This is a genomic window from Streptomyces sp. NPDC107522, assembly GCF_055657525.1.
In genome coordinates this window covers 198,079-221,523 of sequence record NZ_JBVKAU010000001.1, presented here as the reverse complement: position 1 = coordinate 221,523, position 23,445 = coordinate 198,079, and the positions used below count along the sequence as shown (strand labels likewise).

The 23,445-nt window shown below is 69.8% G+C and carries 19 protein-coding genes; 14 read left to right on the top strand and 5 right to left on the bottom strand.

The genetic code is table 11. The features are described 5' to 3' along the window. Positions 1–25: 25 nt before the first annotated feature. The 4 genes from ACZ7L6_RS00950 to ACZ7L6_RS00935 form a co-directional block, all read right to left on the bottom strand. Positions 26–751, bottom strand: a complete 726-nt coding sequence (locus ACZ7L6_RS00950) for a class I SAM-dependent methyltransferase (RefSeq protein WP_471919803.1) — start codon at positions 749–751, stop codon at positions 26–28. A gap of 153 nt (positions 752–904) precedes the next feature. Next, the gene (locus ACZ7L6_RS00945; protein ID WP_471919802.1) at positions 905–3,358 is read right to left on the bottom strand and encodes an ATP-binding SpoIIE family protein phosphatase; all 2,454 of its coding nucleotides are present in this window, start codon (positions 3,356–3,358) and stop codon (positions 905–907) included. 108 nt (positions 3,359–3,466) lie between these two features. Then, positions 3,467–5,866 carry an MFS transporter gene (locus ACZ7L6_RS00940; RefSeq protein ID WP_471919801.1) on the bottom strand — a complete coding sequence of 800 codons (2,400 nt, stop codon included), beginning with the start codon at positions 5,864–5,866 and terminating at the stop codon, positions 3,467–3,469. 145 nt (positions 5,867–6,011) lie between these two features. Next, a complete protein-coding gene (locus tag ACZ7L6_RS00935) occupies positions 6,012–6,455 on the bottom strand; it encodes an SRPBCC family protein (RefSeq protein WP_471919800.1) in 444 nt (147 codons plus the stop codon). 191 nt (positions 6,456–6,646) lie between these two features. Between ACZ7L6_RS00935 and ACZ7L6_RS00930 the strand changes: the two genes are divergently transcribed. The 4 genes from ACZ7L6_RS00930 (at position 6,647) to ACZ7L6_RS00915 (ending at position 10,493) form a co-directional block, all read left to right on the top strand. Then, positions 6,647–7,684, top strand: a complete 1,038-nt coding sequence (locus tag ACZ7L6_RS00930; RefSeq protein ID WP_471919799.1) for an Rv2578c family radical SAM protein — start codon at positions 6,647–6,649, stop codon at positions 7,682–7,684. A gap of 136 nt (positions 7,685–7,820) precedes the next feature. Then, a complete protein-coding gene (locus tag ACZ7L6_RS00925; RefSeq protein WP_471919798.1) occupies positions 7,821–9,398 on the top strand; it encodes an alpha/beta hydrolase in 1,578 nt (525 codons plus the stop codon). Between the two features lie 126 nt (positions 9,399–9,524). Then, positions 9,525–9,923, top strand: a complete 399-nt coding sequence (locus ACZ7L6_RS00920) for a RidA family protein (RefSeq protein ID WP_471919797.1) — start codon at positions 9,525–9,527, stop codon at positions 9,921–9,923. A gap of 39 nt (positions 9,924–9,962) precedes the next feature. Further along, the gene (locus tag ACZ7L6_RS00915) at positions 9,963–10,493 is read left to right on the top strand and encodes a GNAT family N-acetyltransferase (protein ID WP_471919796.1); all 531 of its coding nucleotides are present in this window, start codon (positions 9,963–9,965) and stop codon (positions 10,491–10,493) included. A 3-nt stretch (positions 10,494–10,496) separates the two neighbouring features. Here ACZ7L6_RS00915 and ACZ7L6_RS00910 read toward each other — a convergent pair whose 3' ends face one another. Beyond that, complete coding sequence (locus ACZ7L6_RS00910; RefSeq protein ID WP_471919795.1) at positions 10,497–11,072, bottom strand: adenylosuccinate lyase; 576 nt, start codon at positions 11,070–11,072, stop codon at positions 10,497–10,499. A gap of 401 nt (positions 11,073–11,473) precedes the next feature. On the opposite strand from ACZ7L6_RS00910, the gene ACZ7L6_RS00905 reads away from it, so the two are divergent. From ACZ7L6_RS00905 to pssA, 10 genes are all read left to right on the top strand, one after another. After that, positions 11,474–13,279, top strand: coding sequence for a 3-hydroxyacyl-CoA dehydrogenase family protein (locus ACZ7L6_RS00905; protein ID WP_471919794.1), 1,806 nt, complete (start codon positions 11,474–11,476; stop codon positions 13,277–13,279). 160 nt (positions 13,280–13,439) lie between these two features. Then, entirely contained in the window at positions 13,440–14,252 is an 813-nt protein-coding gene (locus ACZ7L6_RS00900; protein ID WP_471919793.1) for a TetR family transcriptional regulator, read from the top strand. A gap of 132 nt (positions 14,253–14,384) precedes the next feature. After that, the gene (locus ACZ7L6_RS00895) at positions 14,385–14,603 is read left to right on the top strand and encodes a hypothetical protein (RefSeq protein ID WP_471919792.1); all 219 of its coding nucleotides are present in this window, start codon (positions 14,385–14,387) and stop codon (positions 14,601–14,603) included. Between the two features lie 912 nt (positions 14,604–15,515). Continuing rightward, a complete protein-coding gene (gene ccrA, locus ACZ7L6_RS00890) occupies positions 15,516–16,859 on the top strand; it encodes a crotonyl-CoA carboxylase/reductase (RefSeq protein ID WP_471919791.1) in 1,344 nt (447 codons plus the stop codon). An 18-nt stretch (positions 16,860–16,877) separates the two neighbouring features. Then, entirely contained in the window at positions 16,878–18,926 is a 2,049-nt protein-coding gene (locus tag ACZ7L6_RS00885) for a protein meaA (RefSeq protein ID WP_471919790.1), read from the top strand. Further along, on the top strand, positions 18,923–19,897 hold the full coding sequence (locus tag ACZ7L6_RS00880) for an HpcH/HpaI aldolase/citrate lyase family protein (RefSeq protein ID WP_128434209.1): 975 nt from the start codon (positions 18,923–18,925) through the stop codon (positions 19,895–19,897). Before ACZ7L6_RS00885 ends, ACZ7L6_RS00880 begins: the two co-directional genes overlap by 4 nt. A gap of 5 nt (positions 19,898–19,902) precedes the next feature. Continuing rightward, positions 19,903–20,415: a MaoC family dehydratase gene (locus ACZ7L6_RS00875; protein WP_019757884.1), complete on the top strand. Its 513-nt coding sequence runs from the start codon at positions 19,903–19,905 to the stop codon at positions 20,413–20,415. Further along, positions 20,415–21,620, top strand: a complete 1,206-nt coding sequence (locus ACZ7L6_RS00870) for an acyl-CoA dehydrogenase family protein (RefSeq protein WP_369173703.1) — start codon at positions 20,415–20,417, stop codon at positions 21,618–21,620. Before ACZ7L6_RS00875 ends, ACZ7L6_RS00870 begins: the two co-directional genes overlap by 1 nt. 170 nt (positions 21,621–21,790) lie before the next feature. Continuing rightward, positions 21,791–22,450, top strand: a complete 660-nt coding sequence (locus ACZ7L6_RS00865) for a phosphatidylserine decarboxylase (protein WP_003996602.1) — start codon at positions 21,791–21,793, stop codon at positions 22,448–22,450. Between the two features lie 22 nt (positions 22,451–22,472). After that, positions 22,473–23,291, top strand: a complete 819-nt coding sequence (gene pssA / locus ACZ7L6_RS00860; RefSeq protein WP_471920579.1) for a CDP-diacylglycerol--serine O-phosphatidyltransferase — start codon at positions 22,473–22,475, stop codon at positions 23,289–23,291. Positions 23,292–23,445 lie beyond the last annotated feature (154 nt).

Sequence of the window (23,445 nt, the reverse complement as noted above, 5' to 3'; positions counted from 1 at the left end):
ACCGCGCGCCGGAGGGCCACCGGCGTTACGCCGTCCTGCCCGCCACCACCCACGTCGACGGCAGCTCGATGCGCGTGCCGTCCGGTCCGTACTCCGTGGTGATCAGCGGCAGTTCGCCGCCGGCGAGGACGGTGAGCCCGGCCGCGCGCAGATACTCGGGTACCGCGGCGTCGGCCACCTCGCCGGGCGCGATGCCGTGCCGGAAGATGGGCGCGAGCTTGGGTGGCGGGCCGGCCGGGCTCTGGGCGAGGCCGATCAGGACGGGCTTGGCGGACTCGGAGAGCTCGACGAGGAAGGCCCGGCCGCGCTCGCCGACCAGCGTGGCGACGCCGTCCGCCATCAGCTGCCGGTCGTCGGGCTCCGCCTGGTGCAGGACGCCCCGCATATAGACGTTGGCGTCGCCGAGTTCGGCGTGCAGCGTCTCGGCCTCGGTCTTCTCCACGGCGTCGAACAACCGGTACGTCGCCTGCCCGGCGGGGTCGGCGTGCCGGGCGTGGTCGAGGGCGGCGGCGGACAGGTCGGCGCCGATGACGCGCGGGAAGCGGTCGGCGAGGAAACGGGTCTGGGTGCCGTTGCCGCAGCCGAGGTCCACCATGGGCAAGCCGGGATCGGTCAGGTGCGGGTCGAACAGGGCCAGGTGGCGGCCGGCGGTCACGGCCGGCTCCGCGTCCCAGAACACCGCCCCCTGTTCCTCGGGGGCTTCCTGCCAGAAGCCCTCCCAGGCGTCCCGGTACCGACTCGTCACGCTCATGACCGACTCCCCAGGGTGCGATGCCGACCCGTCGTGAAGTGACGGGCGAGTACGGTTTATCGCGGGCCGGTGACGGCTACAAGCGCGTGGCGCATTCCTTCACTCCGCATTCGAGACTCGTACGCCGTAGTACGCCCGTCGGGGCACCAGGGATCAGCGTCGCGGGAGCGTGAGTTCGAACCAGACGGTCTTTCCGGCGCTCGTACGGCTGGTGCCCCACTCGCGGGCGAGCGTGCTCACCACGCGCAGCCCGCGGCCGACGTCGTCACCGGGGCCGGCGTTGAGCAGGGTCGGCAGGTCGTGGTCGTCGTCGTCCACCTCGCACAGCAGCGTGTCGCCGCGGACGAGGCGCAGTTCGACGGGGCGGCTGTGGGAGTGCCGCAAGGCGTTGGTGACGAGCTCGCTGACCAGCAGCTCGGCGCTGTACGCGAGCTTCGCCAGTCCCCAGTCGTGCAGCTGTTCCCGGACGACAGCGCGGGCCCGGCCGACCTCCACCGGGTCGAGGGGAAGCCGCCACTCGGCGACGTCGTCCGGCTCGATGCCGTTGAGTCGGGCCATCAGCAGGGCGACGTCGTCCTTGCGGCCGCCGCGCCCCGCTTTCGAAAATGTCACAGCCAGGGCGCGGATGATCGTGTCGCAGGCGTCGTCCATCGAGGCGGAAGGGTGGGCGGCGGACTCGCAGAGGGTCGCGAGGCCGACACCGATGTCCTCGCCGCGCACCTCGACCAGTCCGTCGGTGCACATCACGATCCGGTCGCCGGGCTCCACGCGCACGCGTACCGCCTCGAAGGGCACCCCGCCGACACCGATCGGCGCGCCCGTGGGCAGGTCGAGCAGCTCGCTGCGCCCGTCCTCGGCGCGGACCAGGACGGGCGGGATGTGGCCGGCGTTGGCGATGTGCAGTTCGCTCGCGATGGGGTCGTAGACGGCGTAGAGGCAGGTCGCGAGGTAGGTGTCGCCGAGGCGCTGGGCGAGGTCGTCGAGGTTGCGCAGCAGCTGGGCTGGCGGCAGGTCGAGGGCGGCCATGGTCTGCACGGCCGTACGCAACTGGCCCATCATCGCGGCGGAGTTGAGGCCGTGGCCCATGACGTCGCCGACGACGAGGGCGGTGCGGGCGCCGGGCAGTTTGACGGAGTCGAACCAGTCGCCGCCGACCCGGCCGAGGAGGGTGCCGGGCAGATAGCGGGTGGCGATGTCGCAGCCCGCCCGGCGCGGCGGGATGTGCGGCAGCATGCTGTCCTGGAGGGTCTCGGCGACGCTCTCCTGGTAGGTGTACATGCGCGCGTTGTCGAGCACGAGGCCCGCGCGGGCGGCGAGTTCGGCGCCGGTGACGCGGTCCATGTCGTTGAAGACGGGCCGCTCCGGGTGGCGCAGCAGGATCATGAAGCCGAGCACCACATTGCGGGCCTTGAGCGGCACGACCAGCATGGAGCGGCCCGTGATCAGCGGCCGGATGTCGCGCTTCTCGAACTGGGAGGCGATGGCGTGGCCCATCTCCTCGCTGATGCGCGGCACGAGCACGGGTTCGCCGGTGGTCATGCACTGGAAGAACGGCGTGTGCGCGGGGAAGGGCATGGCCTCGCCGACCGGCACGACGTCGTCCCAGCGGCCGGGTTCGTCGGTGTGCTCGACGGCGACCCGGTGCCACATGGTGGTCGTGTCCGGCACACCGTCGGGGAATCCCTCGCCGGCGACGACCTGTTCGCGCAGATAGGTGCCGGCGACGTCGGTGAAGCGGGGCACGACGGCCTTGCTGACCTCGATGATGGTCTGCGCCAGGTCGAGGGAGGTGCCGATGCGGCCGCTGACCTCGTTGAGGAACTCCAGGCGTTCGCGTACGGCGGCGTACTCGAGGTCCTCGCCCTCGTCGGCGTACTCCTGTGGTAACGGAAGGCCTTCAGCGGCGGCCCGTGCGGCCCGTTCGCGGCGCGCCCTGCGCTCGACGCGCCGGGGCACGCCCCAGTCGGGGGTGACGGGCACCCGGTCGTTCTGGCTGAACTCCAGGACCGGGTAGCCCAGTTCGAGGATCTGCCCGACGATGCGGGCGCTCTCCTCGACGCTCATGCTGGGCAGGATCTCGGGCAGTCTGCGGGCGAGTTCCTCGGCACCGGGGAAGTCGGTGTGCAGGGCGAAGCCGGGTGCGACGCGCTCGAAGCGGGCGTCCTCCTCGTGCCCCTCCTGCTGGAGTGCGCCCACGTCGGCGCCGAGCACCAGCAGCCGCTCCGGCCCCGGGCCCACCAGCGGGTAGGCCCACCACAGGACGTCGACGCGATCGCGCTCGGGCACGGTGAGACGGGCGCGGCCTGCGGCCGGGTAGAACAGCCGCCCGTCCAGGGACGATTCGAGATCGTGGCCGAGACCGTCGTACGCCGAGTACGCCCCGTACGGCGAGACGTCCTCCTCGTCGGGCAGCGCTCCGGAGACGGGCAGCAGATCGACGGCCGGACGCCCTATCGCCTCTTCCTTGACGGCGCCGAACAGGCGGCGTGCGCCGGAGCTCCAGTGGGAGACGAGGCCCTCGCGGTCCACCACGACCACGGCCAGCGGGACACGGCCGGTCGCGGCGTGTTCCGTCACCGCGCCGTCCCTCTCGGTGCCACGGTCCATGACCCAGGCCCTCTCTCCCCACGGCTCCGCAAGATCTGCCGCCTACTCCACCGTACGGCTCCTGACGGAGGTGATGTGCGGCAATACGGGAATTGATATGACGGTGGCTCAGTCCTCGTGCCCCAGCTGGAGATCGCGTTCCGTACGGCCTCCTCCGGCGACCTGGAGCACGGTGGCGACCGGCGGGTAACCCGTGGCGATGACGGTGTACTCGCCGGTGGACAGGTCGCCGAACCGGAAGCTGCCGTCGGGCCCGGTGGTGAGCGTGTCCAGGACGTTGCCCGCCGCGTCGAGGAGGGTCACGCGCGCGTCCTCGACGGGTCGCCCGCCGCCCGCCCGCACGGTGCCGCGCAGCAGGGCGCCACCGGCGAGTTCGATGTCCTGCCGGGTCTCGCGTGCCGCCTTCACGGTGACGGGGACGGCGGCCGGGCGGAAGGCGGGCGAGCTCGCGGCGAGGGTGTACTCCCCGGCGACCAGCTCGGTGATGACATAGCCGCCTGCACGGCCGCTGCGGGTGGTGGCGACGACCTCGCCCTGGACGTTGGTGAGCGTGACGGTGGCGTCCACGGGCGTGCCGTCCGGGGTGAGCACCTTCCCGGCGAGGCGCCCGGCGCCGCCGAGGACGATGTCCAGTACGAGGGGGCGCTCGCCGACGGTCACGGAGACGGCCTGCGGCTGGTGACCGCCCGCCGCGGCGATCAGCACATACGCCCCCGGGCCCGGCGTGGCCAGCGCGTACCGCCCGTCCTCGCCGCTCGCTCCGCGCCCGATCTGCTGCCCGGCGATGTCGATGAGCGTGAGTGCCGCGCGCGGTACGACGGTGCCGTCGGGGTGCTGCACCGTGCCGCGGACGGGGACCGACCCGGTGTACGGCGAACGGGCCGGGGGAATCTGGGTGTTCACCGGCTCCGATTCCGTCTCCGGGGCCGGGGCGTTGTGGGACACCAGCGGTTTCTCCTTGAGGAAGAAGGCGATGAGCAGGCCGAGGACCAGCACCGGCACCAGGTAGAGGAAGATGCGCGGCATGGCTTCGGCGTAGGCCCGGATGTACCCGTCGCGCAGGTCCTGGGGCATGGCGTGGACGAGCTGCGGGGTGATGGACTCGGGGTCGGGCAGCCGCCCACCCGCGCGCGTGGGCAGGTGTTCGGCGAGCGCGTCCGAGAGCCGGTCGGCGAAGAGGGTGCCGAAGACCGCGGCGCCGACGCTGCCGCCGATCTGCCGGAAGTAGTTGTTGGCGCTGGTGGCGGTGCCGAGGTCGGTGGGGCGCACGGAGTTCTGCACGGCGAGGATCAGGACCGGCATCACCATGCCGATGCCCGCGCCGAGTACGGCCATCCAGAGGCTGTAGTGCAGCCGGGGCGTGTCGGCTTCGAGGCGGGACAGCAGCCACATGCCGACGGCCGAGAGGGCGCTGCCGAGCACGGGGTAGATCTTGTAGCGGCCGGTGAGGCTGATGAGCTGGCCGCAGACGATCGAGGCGCCGACGATGCCGCCCATCATCGGCAGCATCAGCAGGCCCGACTCGGTGGCCGTGGCTCCGTCGACCATCTGCAGGAACGTCGGCAGATAGCTGGCCGCGCCGAACAGGGCGACACCGATCACGAGGCCGACCAGGCCGGTGATGTTGAAGACGGAGTCCCTGAACAGCCGCAGGGGGATGAGGGGTTCGGCGGCGAAGTGCTCGGCGACGAGGAAGAGGACGGTGGCGACGGCCGCTCCGGCACCGAGGCCGAGGACGACGCGGGAGTCCCAGGCGTACTCGCTGCCGCCCCAACTGGTCAGCAGGACCAGGCACGTGGAGGCGGCCGCGAGCAGCAGGGAACCGAGGATGTCGAGCCGGGGCTTGCCCTGTGGCTTCGGCAGTTTCAGTACGACGGCGACGACGGCCAGGGTGACGAGGCCGAAGGGGACGTTGATGTAGAAGCACCATCTCCAGGAGAGGTGGTCCGTGAAGTAGCCGCCCAGCAGGGGCCCGGCGACCGAGGCAAGGCCGAACGCGGCGCCGATCAGGCCCATGAAACGGCCGCGCTCCCGGGCCGGCACGATGTCGGCGATGATCGCCTGAACCCCGATCATGAGCCCGCCGGCGCCGACGCCCTGGATCGCGCGGTAGGCGATCAGCTGGTCCATGGTCCCGGCCCGCCCGGCGAGCGCGGAGCCGGCCACGAAGACGACGATCGCGAACTGGAAGACACCCTTGCGGCCGAGGAGATCGCCGAGCTTGCCGTAGATCGGCAGGCCGATGGTGGCGGTGAGCAGGTAGGCCGTGATCGCCCAGGACATCCTGTCCAGGCCGTGCAGCTCGCCGACGATCTTCGGCAGGGCGGTGGCGACGATCATCTGCTCCAGCGCGGCGAGCAGCAGCGCGAGCATCAGCGCGAAGAACACCAACCGCACCCGACGGGGGCCGAGTCGGTCGGCCTGGACGGGTGCGGGTTCGGGGGTCGGCGGGTGCGGTTCGGCCGGATCGCCCAGCCGTTCGTCCTGCACCAGAGTGGTCCCGCCCACGTGTCCGCTCCCCTCGTCGCGCCCGCACAATTACCGCGTAAAGCGACAACTACGAGCAAGCACGACGAGTTACGGCAGACCGGTGCGACGCAGGCAGATCCACTCGATCCGGTGAGCAGGTCAACGCCCTCCGGACACCGGGGACTTACTTCTCGACCTCGGCGGCGAGCTTGGCGAGGACCGCGTCGTAGATCCGGCCGAGACCCTTGGGGGCGAAGGTCCGCTCGAAGAAGCCGCCGATGCCGCCGGCGCCCTGCCAGGTGGTGGTGACGACGACCCGGGACTTGCCCTCACCGGCCGGGGTGACCCGCCAGGTGGTGACCATGGAGGAGTTGCGGTCCTGCTCGACGAGCTCGCCGTCGGTGGGCTCGCTGACCTCCAGGAGGCAGTCGCGGACCCGCTTGCTGGTGGCCTGGAGCTTCCAGTGGACGAGGGTGCCCTCGCCGTCGCCGCCCTCGCGCACCTCGTACTCGCTGAAGTGCTCGGGCAGCAGCTTCTGCCGGGTGCCGCTGTAGTCGGCGAGGGCGTCGAACACCGTCTCCGCGTCCGCCGCGACGACCCGCTCCGTAGTGGCCTCGACCTGCGCCATTGACTTCCTCCAAGACCTGATTTTTCGGGGGTTGGAGCAAGCCAACCACCCCGCTCCCGGGCCACCCAAATCGGGGTCCCGATCAGCTTCCGAAGCGGTCGCACACTGATCGAAAACAGAGCCGGGTCAGAGGTCGCACGATCAAGGGAACATGTGTTCTATTCTTGAGGCAGTGCTACCGAGGAGGCCTCATGCGCTGGGAGAACCTCACCCTGGAGTCCGACCACAGCCGGGCCGACGCCGCGCTGTTCGGCGCGGACGCCGTGGTCACCCGCACCTTCGACACGCCGGAGTTCGCCGGGATCACGTTCCACGAGATCCGGGCCCGCTCGATCATCAACCGGGTGCCGGGCGCCTCACGCATGCCCTTCGAGTGGACGGTCAACCCCTATCGGGGCTGCACGCACGCGTGCGTGTACTGCTTCGCCCGCAAGACCCACAGCTATCTGGACCTCGACACGGGCCTCGGCTTCGACTCCCAGATCGTGGTGAAGGTGAACGCCCCGGAGCTGCTGCGCCGCCAGCTCTCCTCACGCCGCTGGCAGGGCGAGCACATAGCGATGGGCACGAACGTCGACTGCTACCAGCGCGCCGAGGGCCGCTACCGCCTGATGCCGGGGATTCTCGCCGCGCTGCGGGACCACGCGAACCCTTACTCGATCCTGACCAAGGGCACGCTGATCCTGCGCGACCTCGACCTGCTGAAGCAGTCGTCCGAGGTGACGGACGTCGGCATCTCGGTCTCGGTCGGCTTCACCGACCGCGAGCTGTGGCGCACCGTGGAGCCGGGCACGCCCGCGCCCGAGCGGCGCCTGGACGTCGTACGGACCCTGACCGAGCACGGGCTGGGGTGCGGTGTGCTGATGGCGCCGGTGATTCCGTTCCTGAGCGACCACCCGGCCCAACTGCGGGACACCGTGCGCTCGATCGCCGCGTCCGGGGCCACCTCGGTGACACCGCTGGTGCTGCATCTGCGGCCCGGGGCCCGCGAGTGGTTCATGGCCTGGCTGGGCAGCCATCACCCGCATCTGGTGCGCCGTTACGAGCGGCTGTACGCGGACGGCGCCTACGCGCCGAAGTGGTACCAGCGCCGGATCACCCGTCAGGTTCATGACCTGGCACAGGAGTACGGCATCGGCCCCACGCGCGCGGGCATGTCCCGGCGGATCCGCGAGCCCGAGCCGACCGAGCCGGCGATGACGGAACCCACCCAACTCTCGCTCATTTGACGAGCATCCGAGCGCATCATCCGACCCAATCGGGTCAAATATTGCCAGAGCGAGTTCTTCCGGACGCCCTTCCCGGGACGATGCGGCCAGGATCGTGACATTCGCGGTCCGCGCCCCTCCGTCCTGGGAGGACCCGATGAGAAAACGCGCAGCCGTACTGTGCGGCGCCGCCGTCGTCGTGGCCGGGACCGTGACGGCCGTCCCCGCCGGGGCGAGCGCCACGCACACCGCGGACGCCGCTCATGCCGCACCCCTCACCTGGAAGAAGTGCGGCACCGCGAAGTATCCGACGCTCCAGTGCGCGTCCCTCAAGGTGCCGCTCGACCACGCCCACCCGAACGGACGGCAGATCACGCTCGCGCTGTCCCGCGTCCCGCACACCGCGAAGAAGTACCAGGGGCCCCTGCTGGTCAACCCCGGTGGCCCCGGCGGCAGCGGGCTCACGCTCGCCGGATTCGTCGCCTCCGCGCTGCCCAGAGCGGTGGCGGCCCAGTACGACGTCATCGGGTTCGACCCGCGCGGTGTCGGCAAGAGCAGTCCGGCCCTGGACTGCAAGCCGGGCTACTTCACCCCGGTGCGCCCGGACTCCGTGCCCAGCACACCGCGCATCGAGAAGGACAACCTCCAGCGCGTCCAGTCCTTCGCGCGGGCCTGCGCCGACAAGTACGCGCGCGTGTTGCCGTACATCAACACGATCAGCGCCGTGCGCGACATGGACCGGATCCGTGCGGCCCTGGGTGCCAAGAAGATCAATTACTTCGGTTACTCGTACGGCACCTATCTCGGCGCGGTCTACGCCAAGCTCTTCCCGGAGCGGGTGCGGCGGGCGGTCCTGGACTCGGTCGTCGACCCGACCGGTGTCTGGGAGGAGGACAACCTCGCGCAGGACGTCGCCTTCAACGACCGCCACCGGGCCTTCCTGGCGTGGGTGGCCAAGCACGATGCGACGTACGACCTCGGCACCGACCCGGCGAGGGTCGAGGCGAAGTGGTACGCGATGCGGGCGGCCCTGGCCAAGAAGCCTGCCGACGGGATGGTGGGCGCTTCCGAGTTGGAGGACACCTTCCTTCCCGGTGGCTACTACAACGGCTACTGGCCTCAGCTCGCCGAGGCGTTCGCGGCGTACGTGAACGACAAGAACGCCGATCCGCTGGTCGAGGCGTACGAGGACTTCGGCGCCGCCGACGCCTCCGCGGACAACGGCTACAGCGTCTACGCCTCGGTGCAGTGCCGTGACGCCGCCTGGCCGCGCGACTGGCACCAGTGGCGGGCGGACAACTGGGCCGTGTACGCGAAGGCGCCGTTCATGACCTGGAACAACGCCTGGTACAACGCGCCGTGCGCGTTCTGGCCGACGCCCTCGCTCGACTCCGTGGACGTCGTCAACAGCAAGCTGCCGCCGATGCTGCTGTTCCAGGCGACCGACGACGCCGCCACCCCCTACCAGGGCGCCGTCACCGTCCATCGGCAGGTGGCCCGCTCCAGCCTGGTGGTCGAGCGGGGCGGCGGCAACCACGGCATCACGCTGGGCGGGAACACCTGCCTGGACAAGCACCTCACGGCCTATCTGACCGACGGCACGGTGCCGCGGGGCACGGGTACGGTCGACGCGGTGTGCGCGGCGCAGCCGGATCCGAAGCCGCAGAACGCCAAGGTCGCGTCGACGGCGTCACGGGGCGGGGAACTGCACAGGCTGCTGGGTTTCCGCCGCTGAGCCCCTGACCGCCCGGATCCCCCTTTTCCCTGTCCGCCTGTCCGCCTGTCCGCCTGTCCGCCTGTCCGCCTGCCCGCCTGACGGCCCGTCGGGGGCGTTGTCAGACCCATGGTCCACCATGGACGCATGAGTGAGCTGACCAGGATCCCGGCCCCCGACGGTGTCGCCCCCGCCGCCCAGTACTCGCACGTCGTGCTCGGCACGGGCCGTCTCGTCGCCGTCTCCGGCCAGCTCGCCCTGGACGAGGACGGCAAGCTCGTCGGCGAGGGCGACGCGGCGGCCCAGGCCCGCCAGGTCTTCGAGAACCTGAGACGCTGCCTGGCCGCGGCCGGGGCGACCTTCGACGACGTCGTCAAACTCACCTACTTCGTCACGGACATGACCCACCTGCCCGCCATCCGCACGGCCCGCGCCACCCACATACCCGACGACCGCCTGCCGGCCTCATCAGCAGTGCAGGTCGCGGGGCTGGTACGGCCGGAGTTCCTGATGGAGGTCGAGGCGTTCGCGGTGGTGCCGGATTGATCGGAGGCCGACTCGGCGAGCGGCATCTAGGGTGCCGCCATGGACGACGCCCCCATACGGATCCGCCCCATGACCCTGGCCGACTGTGACCGCGTGGCCGAGATCCGCGTCAAGGGCTGGCAGAGCGCGTACCAGGGTCTGATGCCGCAGTCGTACCTGGACGCCCTCGACGTGGTACAGGACGCCGAACGCCGTCGCGGCTACCTCGCACAGGGCGACGACAGCGTGGTGGACCTGGTGGCCGAACGAGAGGGGCGGGTCGTCGGCTGGGCCTGCCACGGCCCCTACCGGGACGACGAAGTGCGCACCGAGGGCGCCGAGTTGTACGCCATCTACGTGGACCCGGGGTGGTTCGGCACCGGCATAGGCCGCGCCCTGCTCCAGGAGGCGGAACGCCAGTGCACGGCCGCCGGTCACGCGCGCATGCTCCTCTGGGTCCTCAAGGACAACACCCCCGCCCGCCGCTTTTACGAGCGGGCGGGCTTCCTCCCCGACGGGGCCGAGGAGCCCTTCGAGGTGGACGGCGTCCCGGTGCCGGAGGTGCGGTACGTCCGGGCACTGGCCGGCTGACGGTTACCGCTGTCTCGGGATCCGTGCCAGTGCCCGGGCCGCTGCCTCCGCGAGGGACGGGTGGGCCAGGGCTTCGTTGAGGACTCGTCTGGCTCGGGTGTCGGCGAGGGTGCCGAGGCCCTCTACGCAGGCGAGGGCCACGCGGCGGTAGGGGTCGTGCGGGGTCAGTCTGCGTTCCAGGGTGGTGATGAGGGCGGGTACGGCCTCGGGGGCGCGCAGTTCGACCAGGAGCCGGACCGGGTGCAGGGCGTAGGCGACGCGGAGTTCGTTGGTGGCGAGGGCGGCGGCCGCGCGGGCCGTGCGCGGGTCGCCGAGGCGGGCGAGGGCGTGGGCCGCGGAGGCACAGCGCTGCGGGTCGCGGTGGTTCAGGAGCAGGACGAGGGACTCGAAGGCCCGGCGGTCCCCGGCGAGGCCCAGCCGGAACGCGGCCAGCTCCCTGGCCCACAGCGGCTGTCCGGGCGCGGTGAGCACGCCCGCCAGTTCGTCGGGGTCCTCGGTCGCGGCGAGGCGGTCGTACGCGGCCGACGCCCCGGACTCCTGCCGTAAGCGCTCCGTGAGTGATCGCAACTCTTCGTCCATGCAGGCGAGGGTAGAGGGGTCCGTCGGCGATGGGGACCTACATCACAAACTCGGGGACTGGCGTGCTCGTTACCCACTGGTTAAGCTCATACGAGCGAGTTACCCACTCGCGAACTCCTTGCGGCGGCCTGGTGACGCAGTTGCCGCGAGAAGCAGTCGGTTCGGTACATCGAGTACCGCAGTACGACTCGGCCACGGGACAGGGCCGGTCGGTCATCACCGCTCCTCGGACGTGTGCACGTCCGCAGCGACGGCACCGGGCGTGTGCGCCAGTCAGCCCGGCAACACCCGCATTTCCACCGCATCCGGTGCGCTCATGGTTCGGCTTCGACTCCGGTCGGGCCCCCTCCGGCGCACCCGGGCGCGTTTCCAGTCGTCACCCTCATTCCTGGAGTCCCGCGATGGCCACTCCCCTGTCCGACACCCCTCTGTCCCCGATCAAGACCGTTGCCGTCGTCGGCCTCGGCACCATGGGCACCGGTATCACCGAGGTCCTGGCCAAGGCCGGCCGCGAGGTCATCGGCATCGACATCAGCGAGGCCGCGGCCGCCAGGTCCGTCGCCGCCCTGGAGGCCTCGACCGCCCGCGCCGTGGAGCGCGGCAAGCTGACCGAGGAGGACCGCGCGGACGCCCTCGCCCGCGTCCGCACCTTCACCGACCTCAGGGCCGCGGCCGACGCGGACCTGGTCATCGAGGTGGCTCCGGAGTCGTACGAGATCAAGCAGCAGATCTTCCGTGAGCTGGACGGGATCGTGCGCCCCGAGACGATCCTGGCCACCGGCACCAACGCCCTGTCGGTCACGCGCCTGGCCGCCGACTCGGCCCGCCCCGAGCGCGTGCTCGGCCTGCACTTCTTCAACCCGGCGCCGGCGATGCGGCTGGTCGAGGTCGTCTCCTCGGTGCTGACCGCCCCCGCCGCCGTCGCCGCCGTCACCGACCTGGCCGTCGAGCTGGGCAAGGAGCCCGTCGCGGTCGGCGACCGGCCCGGTTTCGTCGCCGACGGGCTGCTGTTCGGCTACCTCAACCAGGCGGCCGCGATGTACGAGGCCAAGTACGCCTCCCGCGAGGACATCGACGCCGCGATGCGGCTGGGCTGCGGACTGCCGATGGGCCCGCTGGCCCTGCTCGACCTGATCGGCGTCGACACGGCCCGTACGGTCCTGGAGGCCATGTACGCCGAGTCCCGCGACCGGCTGCACGCCCCCGCCCCCATCCTCAAGCAGCTCAGCGAGGCGGGCCTGACGGGCCGCAAGTCGGGCCGTGGCTTCTACACGTACGAGGCGCCGGGCAGCGCCACGGTCGTGGCGGACTCCCTGACGCCCGCCTCCGCGGACGCCGCGACGCCCGGCCGTACGGTCCGCTCCGTCGGTGTCGCGGGCTCCGGCACCATGGCGTCCGGGATCGCCGAGGTCTTCGCCAAGGCCGGGTACGAGGTCGTGCTCGCCGCCCGCAGCGAGGAGAAGGCGCAGACCGCGAAGGCCCGTATCGGCAAGTCCCTTTCTCGCTCTGTCGACAAGGGACGGATGACCGCCGAGGCCGCCGCGCAGACCCTGGACCGGATCACTCCGGCGGGTTCCTACGACGCCTTCGCCGACGTCGACCTGGCCGTCGAGGCCGTCGCCGAGGACCTGGAGATCAAGCGGCAGCTGTTCGCGACGCTGGACAAGGTCTGCAAGCCGGGCGCGGTGCTGGCCACCACCACCTCGTCGCTGCCCGTCGTCGCCTGCGCCCGGGCCACCTCGCGTCCGCAGGACGTGATCGGCATGCACTTCTTCAACCCGGCGCCGGCGATGAAGCTGGTCGAGGTCGTCCGCACGGTGCTGACGGCCGACGACGTCCACTCGACGGTGCGCGAGGTCTGCGCGAAGATCAAGAAGCACGCCGTCGACTGCGGTGACCGTGCGGGCTTCATCGTCAACGCGCTGCTGTTCCCGTACCTGAACAACGCGATCAAGATGGTCCAGGAGCACTACGCGTCCCTGGACGACATCGACGCGGCGATGAAGCTGGGCGGCGGCTACCCGATGGGCCCGTTCGAACTGCTGGACGTCGTCGGGCTCGATGTCTCCCTCGCGATCGAGAAGGTCCTGCACCGCGAGTTCCGGGACCCGGGCCTCGCTCCGGCGCCATTGCTGGAGCACCTGGTGGCCGCCGGCTGCCTCGGCCGCAAGACCGGCCGCGGCTTCCGCGAATATGCCCGCCGCTGACGGCATCGGCGACTGGTTCAGAGGCGACGGGGACTGGGGCGGGCTGCTGGACCCCGGCAGCTCCGCCCCGCCCTCCCGGACCGGCACTCCCCCGCCCGCCCGGGGCGGGGGAAACCCCGTACATGCGCATCAAGCTGCGCACATGCAGTACGTTCGGGTCATGTCCCAGCCCGCCAAGTCCTCACGTACACCAGCTACGCCCGATGCGCCGGAAAGTGCCGCAGGCAGTCGCGCGGCGGCCCAGCGGCTCAAGATGCGCCGCGAACTGGCGGCCGCGGCGATGGAGCTGTTCGCGACCAAGGGGTACGAGGCGACCACCGTCGACGAGATCGCGGCCGCGGCCGGGGTCGCCCGCCGCACGTTCTTCCGCCACTTCCGCTCCAAGGAAGAGGCGATCTTCCCGGACCACGACGACACCCTGATCCGCGCCGAGGCGGTGCTGAACGCCGCGCCGGCCCACGAGCACCCGCTCGACACGGTGTGCCGTGGCATCAAGGAAGTCATGCGGATGTACGCGGCCCGGCCGGAGATCTCGGTCGCGCGCTACAAGCTCACACGCGAGGTGCCCACCCTGCGTGAGGCGGAGATCGCGTCGGTGGCCCGCTACGAGCGCCTCTTCACCCGCTATCTCCTCGGCCACTTCGACGAGCACGCGCACGACGACGACGCCAACGACGACCCGCTGCTGGCGGAGGTCGCCGCGTCCGCCGTGGTCACCGCGCACAACCACGTCCTGCGGCGCTGGCTGCGCGCGGGCGGCCAGGGCGACGTGGAGGCGCAGCTCGACCACGCCTTCGCGATCGTACGGCGGACGTTCGGGTCGGGGATCGGGGCGGGCCGGGACACCGCGCCGCGCACGACGCCGGCCTCCCTCGCCTCGGAGGGGGAGGTTCTGGTGGCGGTGGCCCGGACCGACGCACCCCTGGACGAGGTGATGCGGACCATCGAGCAGGCGCTCAAGGAGCGGGCGTAGGCGCTGCCGACGGCTCTGCTGACGGGTCTGCCGACGGTTGTCCGGGCGATCCCGCCCGGGAACCTTTTCGCGGACCCATCCGTCATTCATGACGAAGCCGGATCTTCACCGTGCGTGACGAAAGCGGGGGCCATGCAGACGAACGACCCGACCAAGCTCGAAACCACACTGACCGACGGGCGCCGCATGACCCTGTCCCTCCCCGCGACGGACGCGAAGTGGGCCGCCGACGGCATACAGGGCCTGCGCGCCGTCCCGCCGACGCACACGGGCCGCGGGGAGGAGCCTCCCGCCCTCCCCGAAGAGCCCGCACTGCCGCTGCAAGTGGCCCTGCTCGGCCTGGGTGCCTGAGAGCCGGTCCTTTCGGAATCGCCCCGGCGTCGCGGACCGACACTCGACGCCGGGCCGTCCCTGCCGGTACGAACCCCGGCCGCCAGGCTCCGAAACCGGCTGCCCCATTGAAGGGGCACGCCATCAACCATCCCGCGGTCGCGCCCGCCGCCCTTTGAGCGCCCTTCCCCACTCGGCGCCGCCACGTCGCAGCCTCTCGACCGCCACACCGAACTGCCCGCGCCCGACGGCCCATTGACGCTCCAGCGGAAACACGGGACACGGCCGACGAACCCACCGCCGGGCGCCACGGCCCCGCCACGCCCCCGCCGCACCCTCGACGCGCCGGGGCGTCGCCGGGATGCACGACTCGCACCGGAACGCGGCCCTGGCACTGCGCGCCGGACCCGCCTCAAGCCCGGTTGGCACGTCACCTCTGCGCGGTCGCCGTGGCCGGGCTGCGGGTGGCCGCCCCCGTCCTCGCCCGCGGGTGGCCGCCCCAGCCGAGGGGCTGTGTCCCGCTGCCGGGCCCCCTTCCCCTCTCCTCTCCACTCGCCCGCCACCGTCCCATTGCGCCCGATTAGCCCCTACTCACGAGTAGCTTTGATCGATCATCGCTCATTTGTTACGTAAAGATTTCATCTGAGGGCAAGTTCTGGCACCCAGTGCCTTGCCAGGTGACACGCCGTGCCATACGTTGAAAGTGTCCGGGCGGCCGGCGTGCAGAGACCTTTCGTACGCCGGCTGTCCCCGCAAGCCCTCCCCGGGGCCTGCGCGCCCGGCGCCTGCGTCACAGGCAACCTCCCGCGCCACAAAGCGCTGCCGAACAGCACCACCCCGCCGAACCGACGGCAACCAAACCCAAACCCTCAGCAGCACCGACGTAACCCTCAGCACCCCTCCCTCAGGGTGCGCATCGCCGGAGGCAACACCGTGACCGTGAAGGACATCCTGGACGCGATCCAGTCGCCGGAATCGACGCCGGCCGACTTCGCCGCTCTGCCGCTCCCCGAGTCGTACCGCGCGATCACCGTGCACAAGGACGAGACGGAGATGTTCGCGGGCCTGGAGACCCGCGACAAGGACCCGCGCAAGTCGATCCACCTGGACGAGGTTCCGCTGCCGGAGCTCGGCCCGGGCGAGGCCTTGGTGGCCGTCATGGCCTCCTCGGTCAACTACAACTCCGTGTGGACCTCGATCTTCGAGCCGCTGTCGACCTTCGGGTTCCTGGAGCGCTACGGCCGCACCAGTGAGCTGGCCAAGCGCCACGACCTGCCGTACCACATCATCGGCTCCGACCTCGCGGGCGTCGTCCTGCGCACCGGCCCGGGCGTCAACTCCTGGAAGCCCGGTGACGAGGTCGTCGCGCACTGTCTGTCCGTCGAGCTGGAGTCCAGCGACGGCCACAACGACACCATGCTCGACCCCGAGCAGCGCATCTGGGGCTTCGAGACCAACTTCGGTGGCCTTGCCGAGATCGCCCTGGTCAAGTCCAACCAGCTGATGCCCAAGCCGGGCCACCTCAGCTGGGAGGAGGCCGCCGCCCCGGGCCTGGTCAACTCCACCGCCTACCGCCAGCTGGTCTCCCGCAACGGCGCCGGCATGAAGCAGGGCGACAACGTCCTGATCTGGGGTGCGAGCGGCGGACTCGGCTCGTACGCGACGCAGTTCGCGCTGGCCGGTGGCGCCAACCCCATCTGCGTCGTGAGCAGCCCGCAGAAGGCGGACATCTGCCGTTCGATGGGCGCCGAGGCGATCATCGACCGCAACGCCGAGGGCTACAAGTTCTGGAAGGACGAGAACACCCAGGACCCGAAGGAGTGGAAGCGCTTCGGCAAGCGCATCCGCGAGCTCACCGGCGGCGAGGACATCGACATCGTCTTCGAACACCCCGGCCGTGAGACCTTCGGCGCGAGCGTCTACGTCACGCGCAAGGGCGGCACCATCACCACCTGCGCCTCGACCTCGGGCTACATGCACCAGTACGACAACCGCTACCTGTGGATGTCCCTGAAGCGGATCATCGGCTCGCACTTCGCCAACTACCGCGAGGCCTGGGAGGCCAACCGGCTCATCGCGAAGGGCAAGATCCACCCGACCCTGTCGAAGGTCTACTCGCTGGAGGAGACCGGCCAGGCCGCGTTCGACGTGCACCGCAACCTCCACCAGGGCAAGGTCGGCGTGCTGTGCCTCGCCCCCGAGGAGGGCCTGGGCGTGCGCGACGAGGAGATGCGCGCCAAGCACATCGACGCCATCAACCGCTTCCGCAACATCTGAGAGCAGTCGAGGTCATAAATGACTGAGCGTCAGCCTGCCGAAGGCAAGCGGGAGAAGGACCGGCCGTGGCTCATGCGGACCTATGCCGGTCACTCCACGGCCGAGGCGTCCAACGAGCTGTACCGGCGCAACCTCGCCAAGGGCCAGACCGGCCTGTCGGTCGCGTTCGACCTTCCGACGCAGACCGGCTACGACTCCGACCACATCCTCGCCCGCGGCGAGGTCGGCCGGGTCGGCGTGCCGGTCGCGCACCTCGGTGACATGCGCCGGCTGTTCCAGGACATCCCCCTGGAGCAGATGAACACCTCGATGACGATCAACGCCACCGCCATGTGGCTGCTGGCGCTCTACCAGGTCGTCGCGGAGGAGCAGGGCGCGGACATCACCAAGCTCCAGGGCACGACCCAGAACGACATCGTCAAGGAGTACCTGTCGCGGGGGACCCATGTCTTCCCGCCGGGGCCCTCACTCCGGCTGACGACGGACATGATCGCGTACACGGTCTCCCACATCCCGAAGTGGAACCCGATCAACATCTGCAGCTACCACCTGCAGGAGGCGGGCGCCACACCGGTTCAGGAGATCGCGTACGCGATGTCCACCGCGATCGCGGTTCTCGATGCCGTACGCGACTCAGGGCAGGTCCCCGCCGAGAAGTTCGGGGACGTCGTGGCCCGGATCTCCTTCTTCGTGAACGCGGGCGTCCGCTTCATCGAGGAGATGTGCAAGATGCGGGCGTTCGGGCGGATCTGGGACAAGGTCACGCGCGAGCGGTACGGCATCGAGAACCCCAAGCAGCGCCGCTTCCGGTACGGCGTCCAGGTCAACTCCCTCGGTCTGACCGAGGCGCAGCCGGAGAACAACGTCCAGCGGATCGTCCTCGAGATGCTGGCCGTGACCCTCTCCAAGGACGCACGCGCGCGTGCCGTGCAGCTGCCGGCCTGGAACGAGGCGCTGGGCCTGCCCCGGCCCTGGGACCAGCAGTGGAGCCTGCGCATCCAGCAGGTGCTGGCGTACGAGAGCGACCTGCTGGAGTACGAGGACATCTTCGAGGGCTCGAAGGTGATCGAGGCCAAGGTCTCCCAACTCGTCGAGGACTCCCTCGCCGAGATCGAGCGGATCCAGGAGATGGGCGGCGCGATGGCCGCCGTCGAGTCCGGCTACCTCAAGTCGCAGCTCGTCTCCTCGCACGCCGAACGCCGGGCGCGTATCGAGTCCGGGCAGGAGAAGATCGTCGGCGTCAACATCTTCGAGGGCACCGAGCCGAACCCGCTGACGGCCGATCTGGACACCGCGATCCAGACGGTCGACCCGGCGGTCGAGGCCCGAGTCATCGCCTCGCTGCAGCACTGGCGCGACACCCGCTACCAGCCGCCCTTCAACCACCCGCGCCCGTGCAAGGCGCTGGAGCGGCTGAAGGAGGCCGCCAAGGGAACCGCCAACCTCATGGAGGCCACCCTGGAGTGCGCCCGCGCCGGGGTCACGACCGGCGAGTGGGCCGGGGCCCTGCGCGAGGTGTTCGGCGAGTTCCGGGCGCCGACCGGTGTCTCGTCGGCGCCGGTGGCGGTTGCCGCCGAGGCGGGTTCGGCGCTCTCCGAGGTCCGCCGGAAGGTGGAGCGGACGGCGCAGGACCTCGGCGTCGGCAAGCTGCGCTTCCTGGTCGGCAAGCCGGGTCTGGACGGTCACTCCAACGGCGCCGAGCAGATCGCCGTGCGGGCGCGTGACGCCGGCTTCGAGGTGGTCTACCAGGGCATCCGGCTCACTCCGGAGCAGATCGTGGACGCGGCCCTCGCCGAGGACGTGCACGCGGTCGGCCTGTCGATCCTCTCCGGCTCGCACGCCCAGCTGGTGCCCGACGTGCTGGAACGGCTCCGTGTGGCCGGTGCCACAGATATACCCGTGATCGCCGGTGGCATCATCCCGAATGGTGACGCCGAGCAGCTCCGGGCCGCCGGAGTGGCCGCCGTCTTCACCCCGAAGGACTTCGACATCACCGGAATCATCGGCCGCATCGTCGACGAGATCCGGAAAGCGAACAAGCTCGACCCCCTGGAGGTCCCCGCATGACCACGCCCGCCCCGCAGGTCAACCGCCTTCGCCCGCGGCGCTCCTGCCTCGCCGTGCCGGGAAGCAACCCCCGCTTCCTGGAGAAGGCCCAGGGCCTCCCCGCCGACCAGGTCTTCCTCGACCTGGAGGACGCGTGCGCGCCGCTCGCCAAGCCCGAGGCGCGGCACACCATCGTCAAGTTCCTCAACGAGGGTGACTGGACGGGCAAGACGAGGGTCGTGCGCGTCAACGACTGGACGACCGAGTGGACGTACCGCGACGTCGTCACGGTCGTCGAGGGTGCCGGCCAGAACCTCGACTGCATCATGCTGCCGAAGGTGCAGACGGCCCAGCAGGTCGTCGCCCTCGACCTCCTGCTGACGCAGATCGAGAAGACGATGGGCTTCGAGGTCGGCAAGATCGGCATCGAGGCGCAGATCGAGAACGCCCAGGGCCTGAACAACGTCAACGAGATCGCGACGGCGTCCCAGCGCGTCGAGACGATCATCTTCGGCCCGGCCGACTTCATGGCGTCGATCAACATGAAGTCGCTGGTCGTCGGTGAGCAGCCGCCCGGCTACCCGGCGGACGCCTACCACTACATCCTGATGAAGATCCTGATGGCCGCCCGCGCCAACAACCTCCAGGCGATCGACGGCCCCTACCTGCAGATCCGCAACATCGACGGCTACCGCGAGGTCGCCCAGCGCGCCGCCGCCCTCGGCTTCGACGGCAAGTGGGTGCTGCACCCGGGCCAGGTCGAGGCGTCCAACGAGATCTTCTCGCCCTCGCAGGAGGACTACGACCACGCCGAGCTGATCCTGGACGCGTACGACTACTACACGTCCGAGGCGGGCGGCAAGAAGGGCTCCGCGATGCTCGGCGACGAGATGATCGACGAGGCCAGCCGCAAGATGGCCCTGGTCATCTCCGGCAAGGGACGCGCCGCCGGCATGCAGCGCACCAGCAAGTTCGAGATCCCGGAGGCCTGAGCGCGATGCAGTTCGGACGCACCTACGAGGAGTTCGAGGTCGGGGCGACGTACAAGCACTGGCCGGGCAAGACGGTCACGGAGTACGACGACCACCTGTTCTGTCTCCTCACCATGAACCACCACCCGCTCCACATGGACACGAACTACGCGGAGAAGACGACGGACTTCGGCAAGAACGTCGTCGTCGGGAACTACATCTACTCGCTGCTGCTCGGCATGAGCGTGCCGGACATCTCCGGCAAGGCGATCGCCAACCTGGAGATCGAGTCGCTCAAGCACGTGGCGCCGACCTTCCACGGCGACACGATCTACGGCGAGACGACCGTGCTCGACAAGTGGCCGTCCAAGTCGAAGAACGACCGCGGCATCGTCTATGTCGAGACCAAGGGCTACAAGCAGGACGGCACGCTGGTCTGCGTGTTCCGCCGCAAGGTCATGGTGCCCACCGAGACCTACATCAAGGAGCGCGGCGGCGAGCAGCCCGGCCGCCCGGAGCTGAAGCAGCAGGAGAAGTAATGGCGCGCCTCGCCCAGACCGCCGGTCTGACGGACATCCAGCAGGAGATCCTCTCCACCGTCCGCGACTTCGTGGACAAGGAGATCATCCCGGTCGCCACCGAGCTGGAGCACCGCGACGAGTACCCGCAGCAGATCGTCGACGGCCTCAAGGAGCTGGGCCTGTTCGGTCTGATGATCCCCGAGGAGTACGGCGGTCTGGGCGAGTCGCTCCTGACGTACGCCCTCTGCGTCGAGGAGATCGCCCGCGGCTGGATGTCGGTCTCCGGCATCATCAACACGCACTTCATCGTGGCGTACATGCTCAAGCAGCACGGCACCCAGGAGCAGAAGGACCACTTCCTGCCGCGCATGGCTGCCGGCGACATCCGCGGCGCCTTCTCGATGTCGGAGCCGGCCCTCGGCTCCGATGTGTCGGCCATCACATCCAAGGCGGTGAAGGACGGCGAGGAGTACGTCCTGAACGGTCAGAAGATGTGGCTGACGAACGGCGGAACGTCGTCTCTGGTCGCCGTTCTCGTCCGAAGTGACGAAGGACACCCCGAGGGCACGGCGCCCCACAAGTCGATGACGACCTTCCTCGTGGAGAAGGAGCCGGGCTTCGGCGAGGTCCGTCCCGGCCTCACCATCCCCGGCAAGATCGACAAGATGGGCTACAAGGGCGTCGACACGACCGAGCTCATCATGGACGGCCTGCGAATTCCGGCCAATCGGGTGCTCGGCGGAGTCACCGGCCGGGGCTTCTACCAGATGATGGACGGCGTCGAAGTCGGGCGTGTGAATGTGGCGGCGCGTGGCTGTGGCGTCGCTCAGCGTGCTTTCGAACTCGGTGTCCAGTACGCCCAGCAGCGTCACACCTTCGGCAAGCCGATCGCCCAGCACCAGGCGATCCAGTTCAAGCTGGCCGAGATGGCTACCAAGGTCGAAGCCGCGCATGCCATGATGGTGAACGCGGCACGCAAAAAGGACTCCGGGGAACGAAACGACCTTGAGGCTGGGATGGCGAAGTACCTCGCCTCCGAGTACTGCAAGGAGGTCGTGGAGGACGCCTTCCGGATCCACGGCGGCTACGGCTTCTCCAAGGAGTACGAGATCGAGCGCCTCTACCGTGAGGCTCCGATGCTGCTGATCGGTGAAGGTACTGCCGAGATCCAAAAAATGATCATCGGTCGCAGGCTGCTCGAAGAGTATCGATTCCAGGGCTGATTGTCCGGATACGGGGTGTTTTCTTGGAGAAGAAGATCACACCCCGTCAACACTCTTCGGTAGCCGACTCGGCTTCCTGGCTTGCCCAGTTGTGGCCCGCGACCGGTACGATCCCGGGAAAGCCGCCGTCCCCTGATACCGCGCGGCATCATCCGCTACGAAGGTCATCCATGCCCCACAGCCAAACCTCTGCACCACGCGACAGCCAGGTCGGCGGCGTACGCCTCGCGCGCGGAGCATCGCCGTGGCTTCTCCCGACCGTCGCCACCGCAGCCGTCAGCCTCCTGCGCGCACGCCGCTCCGGCGTCGCCAAGGCCGTCGCCGTGCCCGCCACCGCTCTCGCGGCGGGCATGCTGTGGTTCTTCCGCGACCCCGAGCGCGAGATCGCCCAGGGCCGGGTCATCTCGCCCGCCGACGGTGTGGTGCAGAGCATCATGCCGTGGAAGGACGGCCGCACCCGCGTCGCGATCTTCATGAGCCCGCTCAACGTCCACGTCAACCGTGCGCCGCTCTCCGGCACGGTCACCTCCGTGGAGCACATCCCTGGCGGGTTCGTTCCGGCGTTCAACAAGGAGAGCGAGAACAACGAGCGCGTCGTCTGGCACTTCGACACCGAGCTCGGCGACATCGAGATGATCCAGATCGCCGGCGCGGTGGCCCGTCGCATCGTCCCCTACATCCCGCAGGGCACGAAGGTCGAGCAGGGCGACCGGATCGGTCTGATCCGCTTCGGCTCGCGTGTCGACATCTACCTGCCCGAGGGCGTGGAGGTCGCGGTCGAGGTGGGACAGAAGACCGTGGCTGGGGTGACTCGCATTGACCGTGATTGATCCTGAGACTCAGCCGGGCTGGGTGCCCGATGCGGACGAGGTCGACGAAGAGGAGGAGATGCCTCTTTCTCTCCGCCTGTCGATAGCGGACACCCTGACCCTCGGCAACGCCACGTGCGGCTTCATGGCGGTGTACTTCACCACCACCGGCATCCTGATCCCGCACCTCACCGGCAGCCAGGAGACCGGCATGGCCCGCCACAGCGCGGCCACCGCGGTCATCCTGATGCTGTGCGCGGCTGTCTTCGACCTGTTCGACGGCCTGGTGGCGAGGAAGCTGCGCTCCTCCCCGATGGGCGCGGAGCTGGACAACCTCTCGGACCTGATCAGCTTCGGCCTCGCGCCGGCGTACTTCGTCCTGGTCTACGGCATGGTCGCCGACGACGCGCACCAGCGGGTGGCGGCGGTGGGGGCGATCGTGGTGCTCCTGGCCGTCGTCCTGCGACTGGCGAGATTCTCGTGCGTGACCGTCCCGAACGGCATGTTCCAGGGCATGCCCTCGCCGTTCGGGGCGCTGACGGTGGTCTCGATCGTGCTCCTCGAGCTGCCCTTCGTGGCGACGCTGCTGGCGATCCTGGGCACGGCCTGGCTGATGGTGAGCCGCGTCGAGTACCCCAAGCCGCGGGGCCGGCTCGCGGTGGCGATGCTGTCCTGGATCGTCGTGTCCATGGGCCTGCTCGCCGCCTGGGCCTTCGACGCCCCCAGCGGCCAGCTGCTGCTCCAGACCGGCTGTGCGCTGCAGCTGGTGATGGGCGCGGTGATCCCGCTGTTCGCGACGGCTCGCCGGGTGAACAACTTCCGCGACAACCGGCGCGAGGCGCGGGCGGCACAGCTGCCCTGACGCTCACGTCATCGCCTACGGGTGTGGCCCGAACCTTCGAGGTTCGGGCCACACCCGTTTCGCGTTCAAGGGCTGAGCCCATGTCCCTGTTGACCAGTCAATTAGCTTTGCGGCGGGACGAGTTGCAGCAGGACACATCAGGACAGACGGTGGA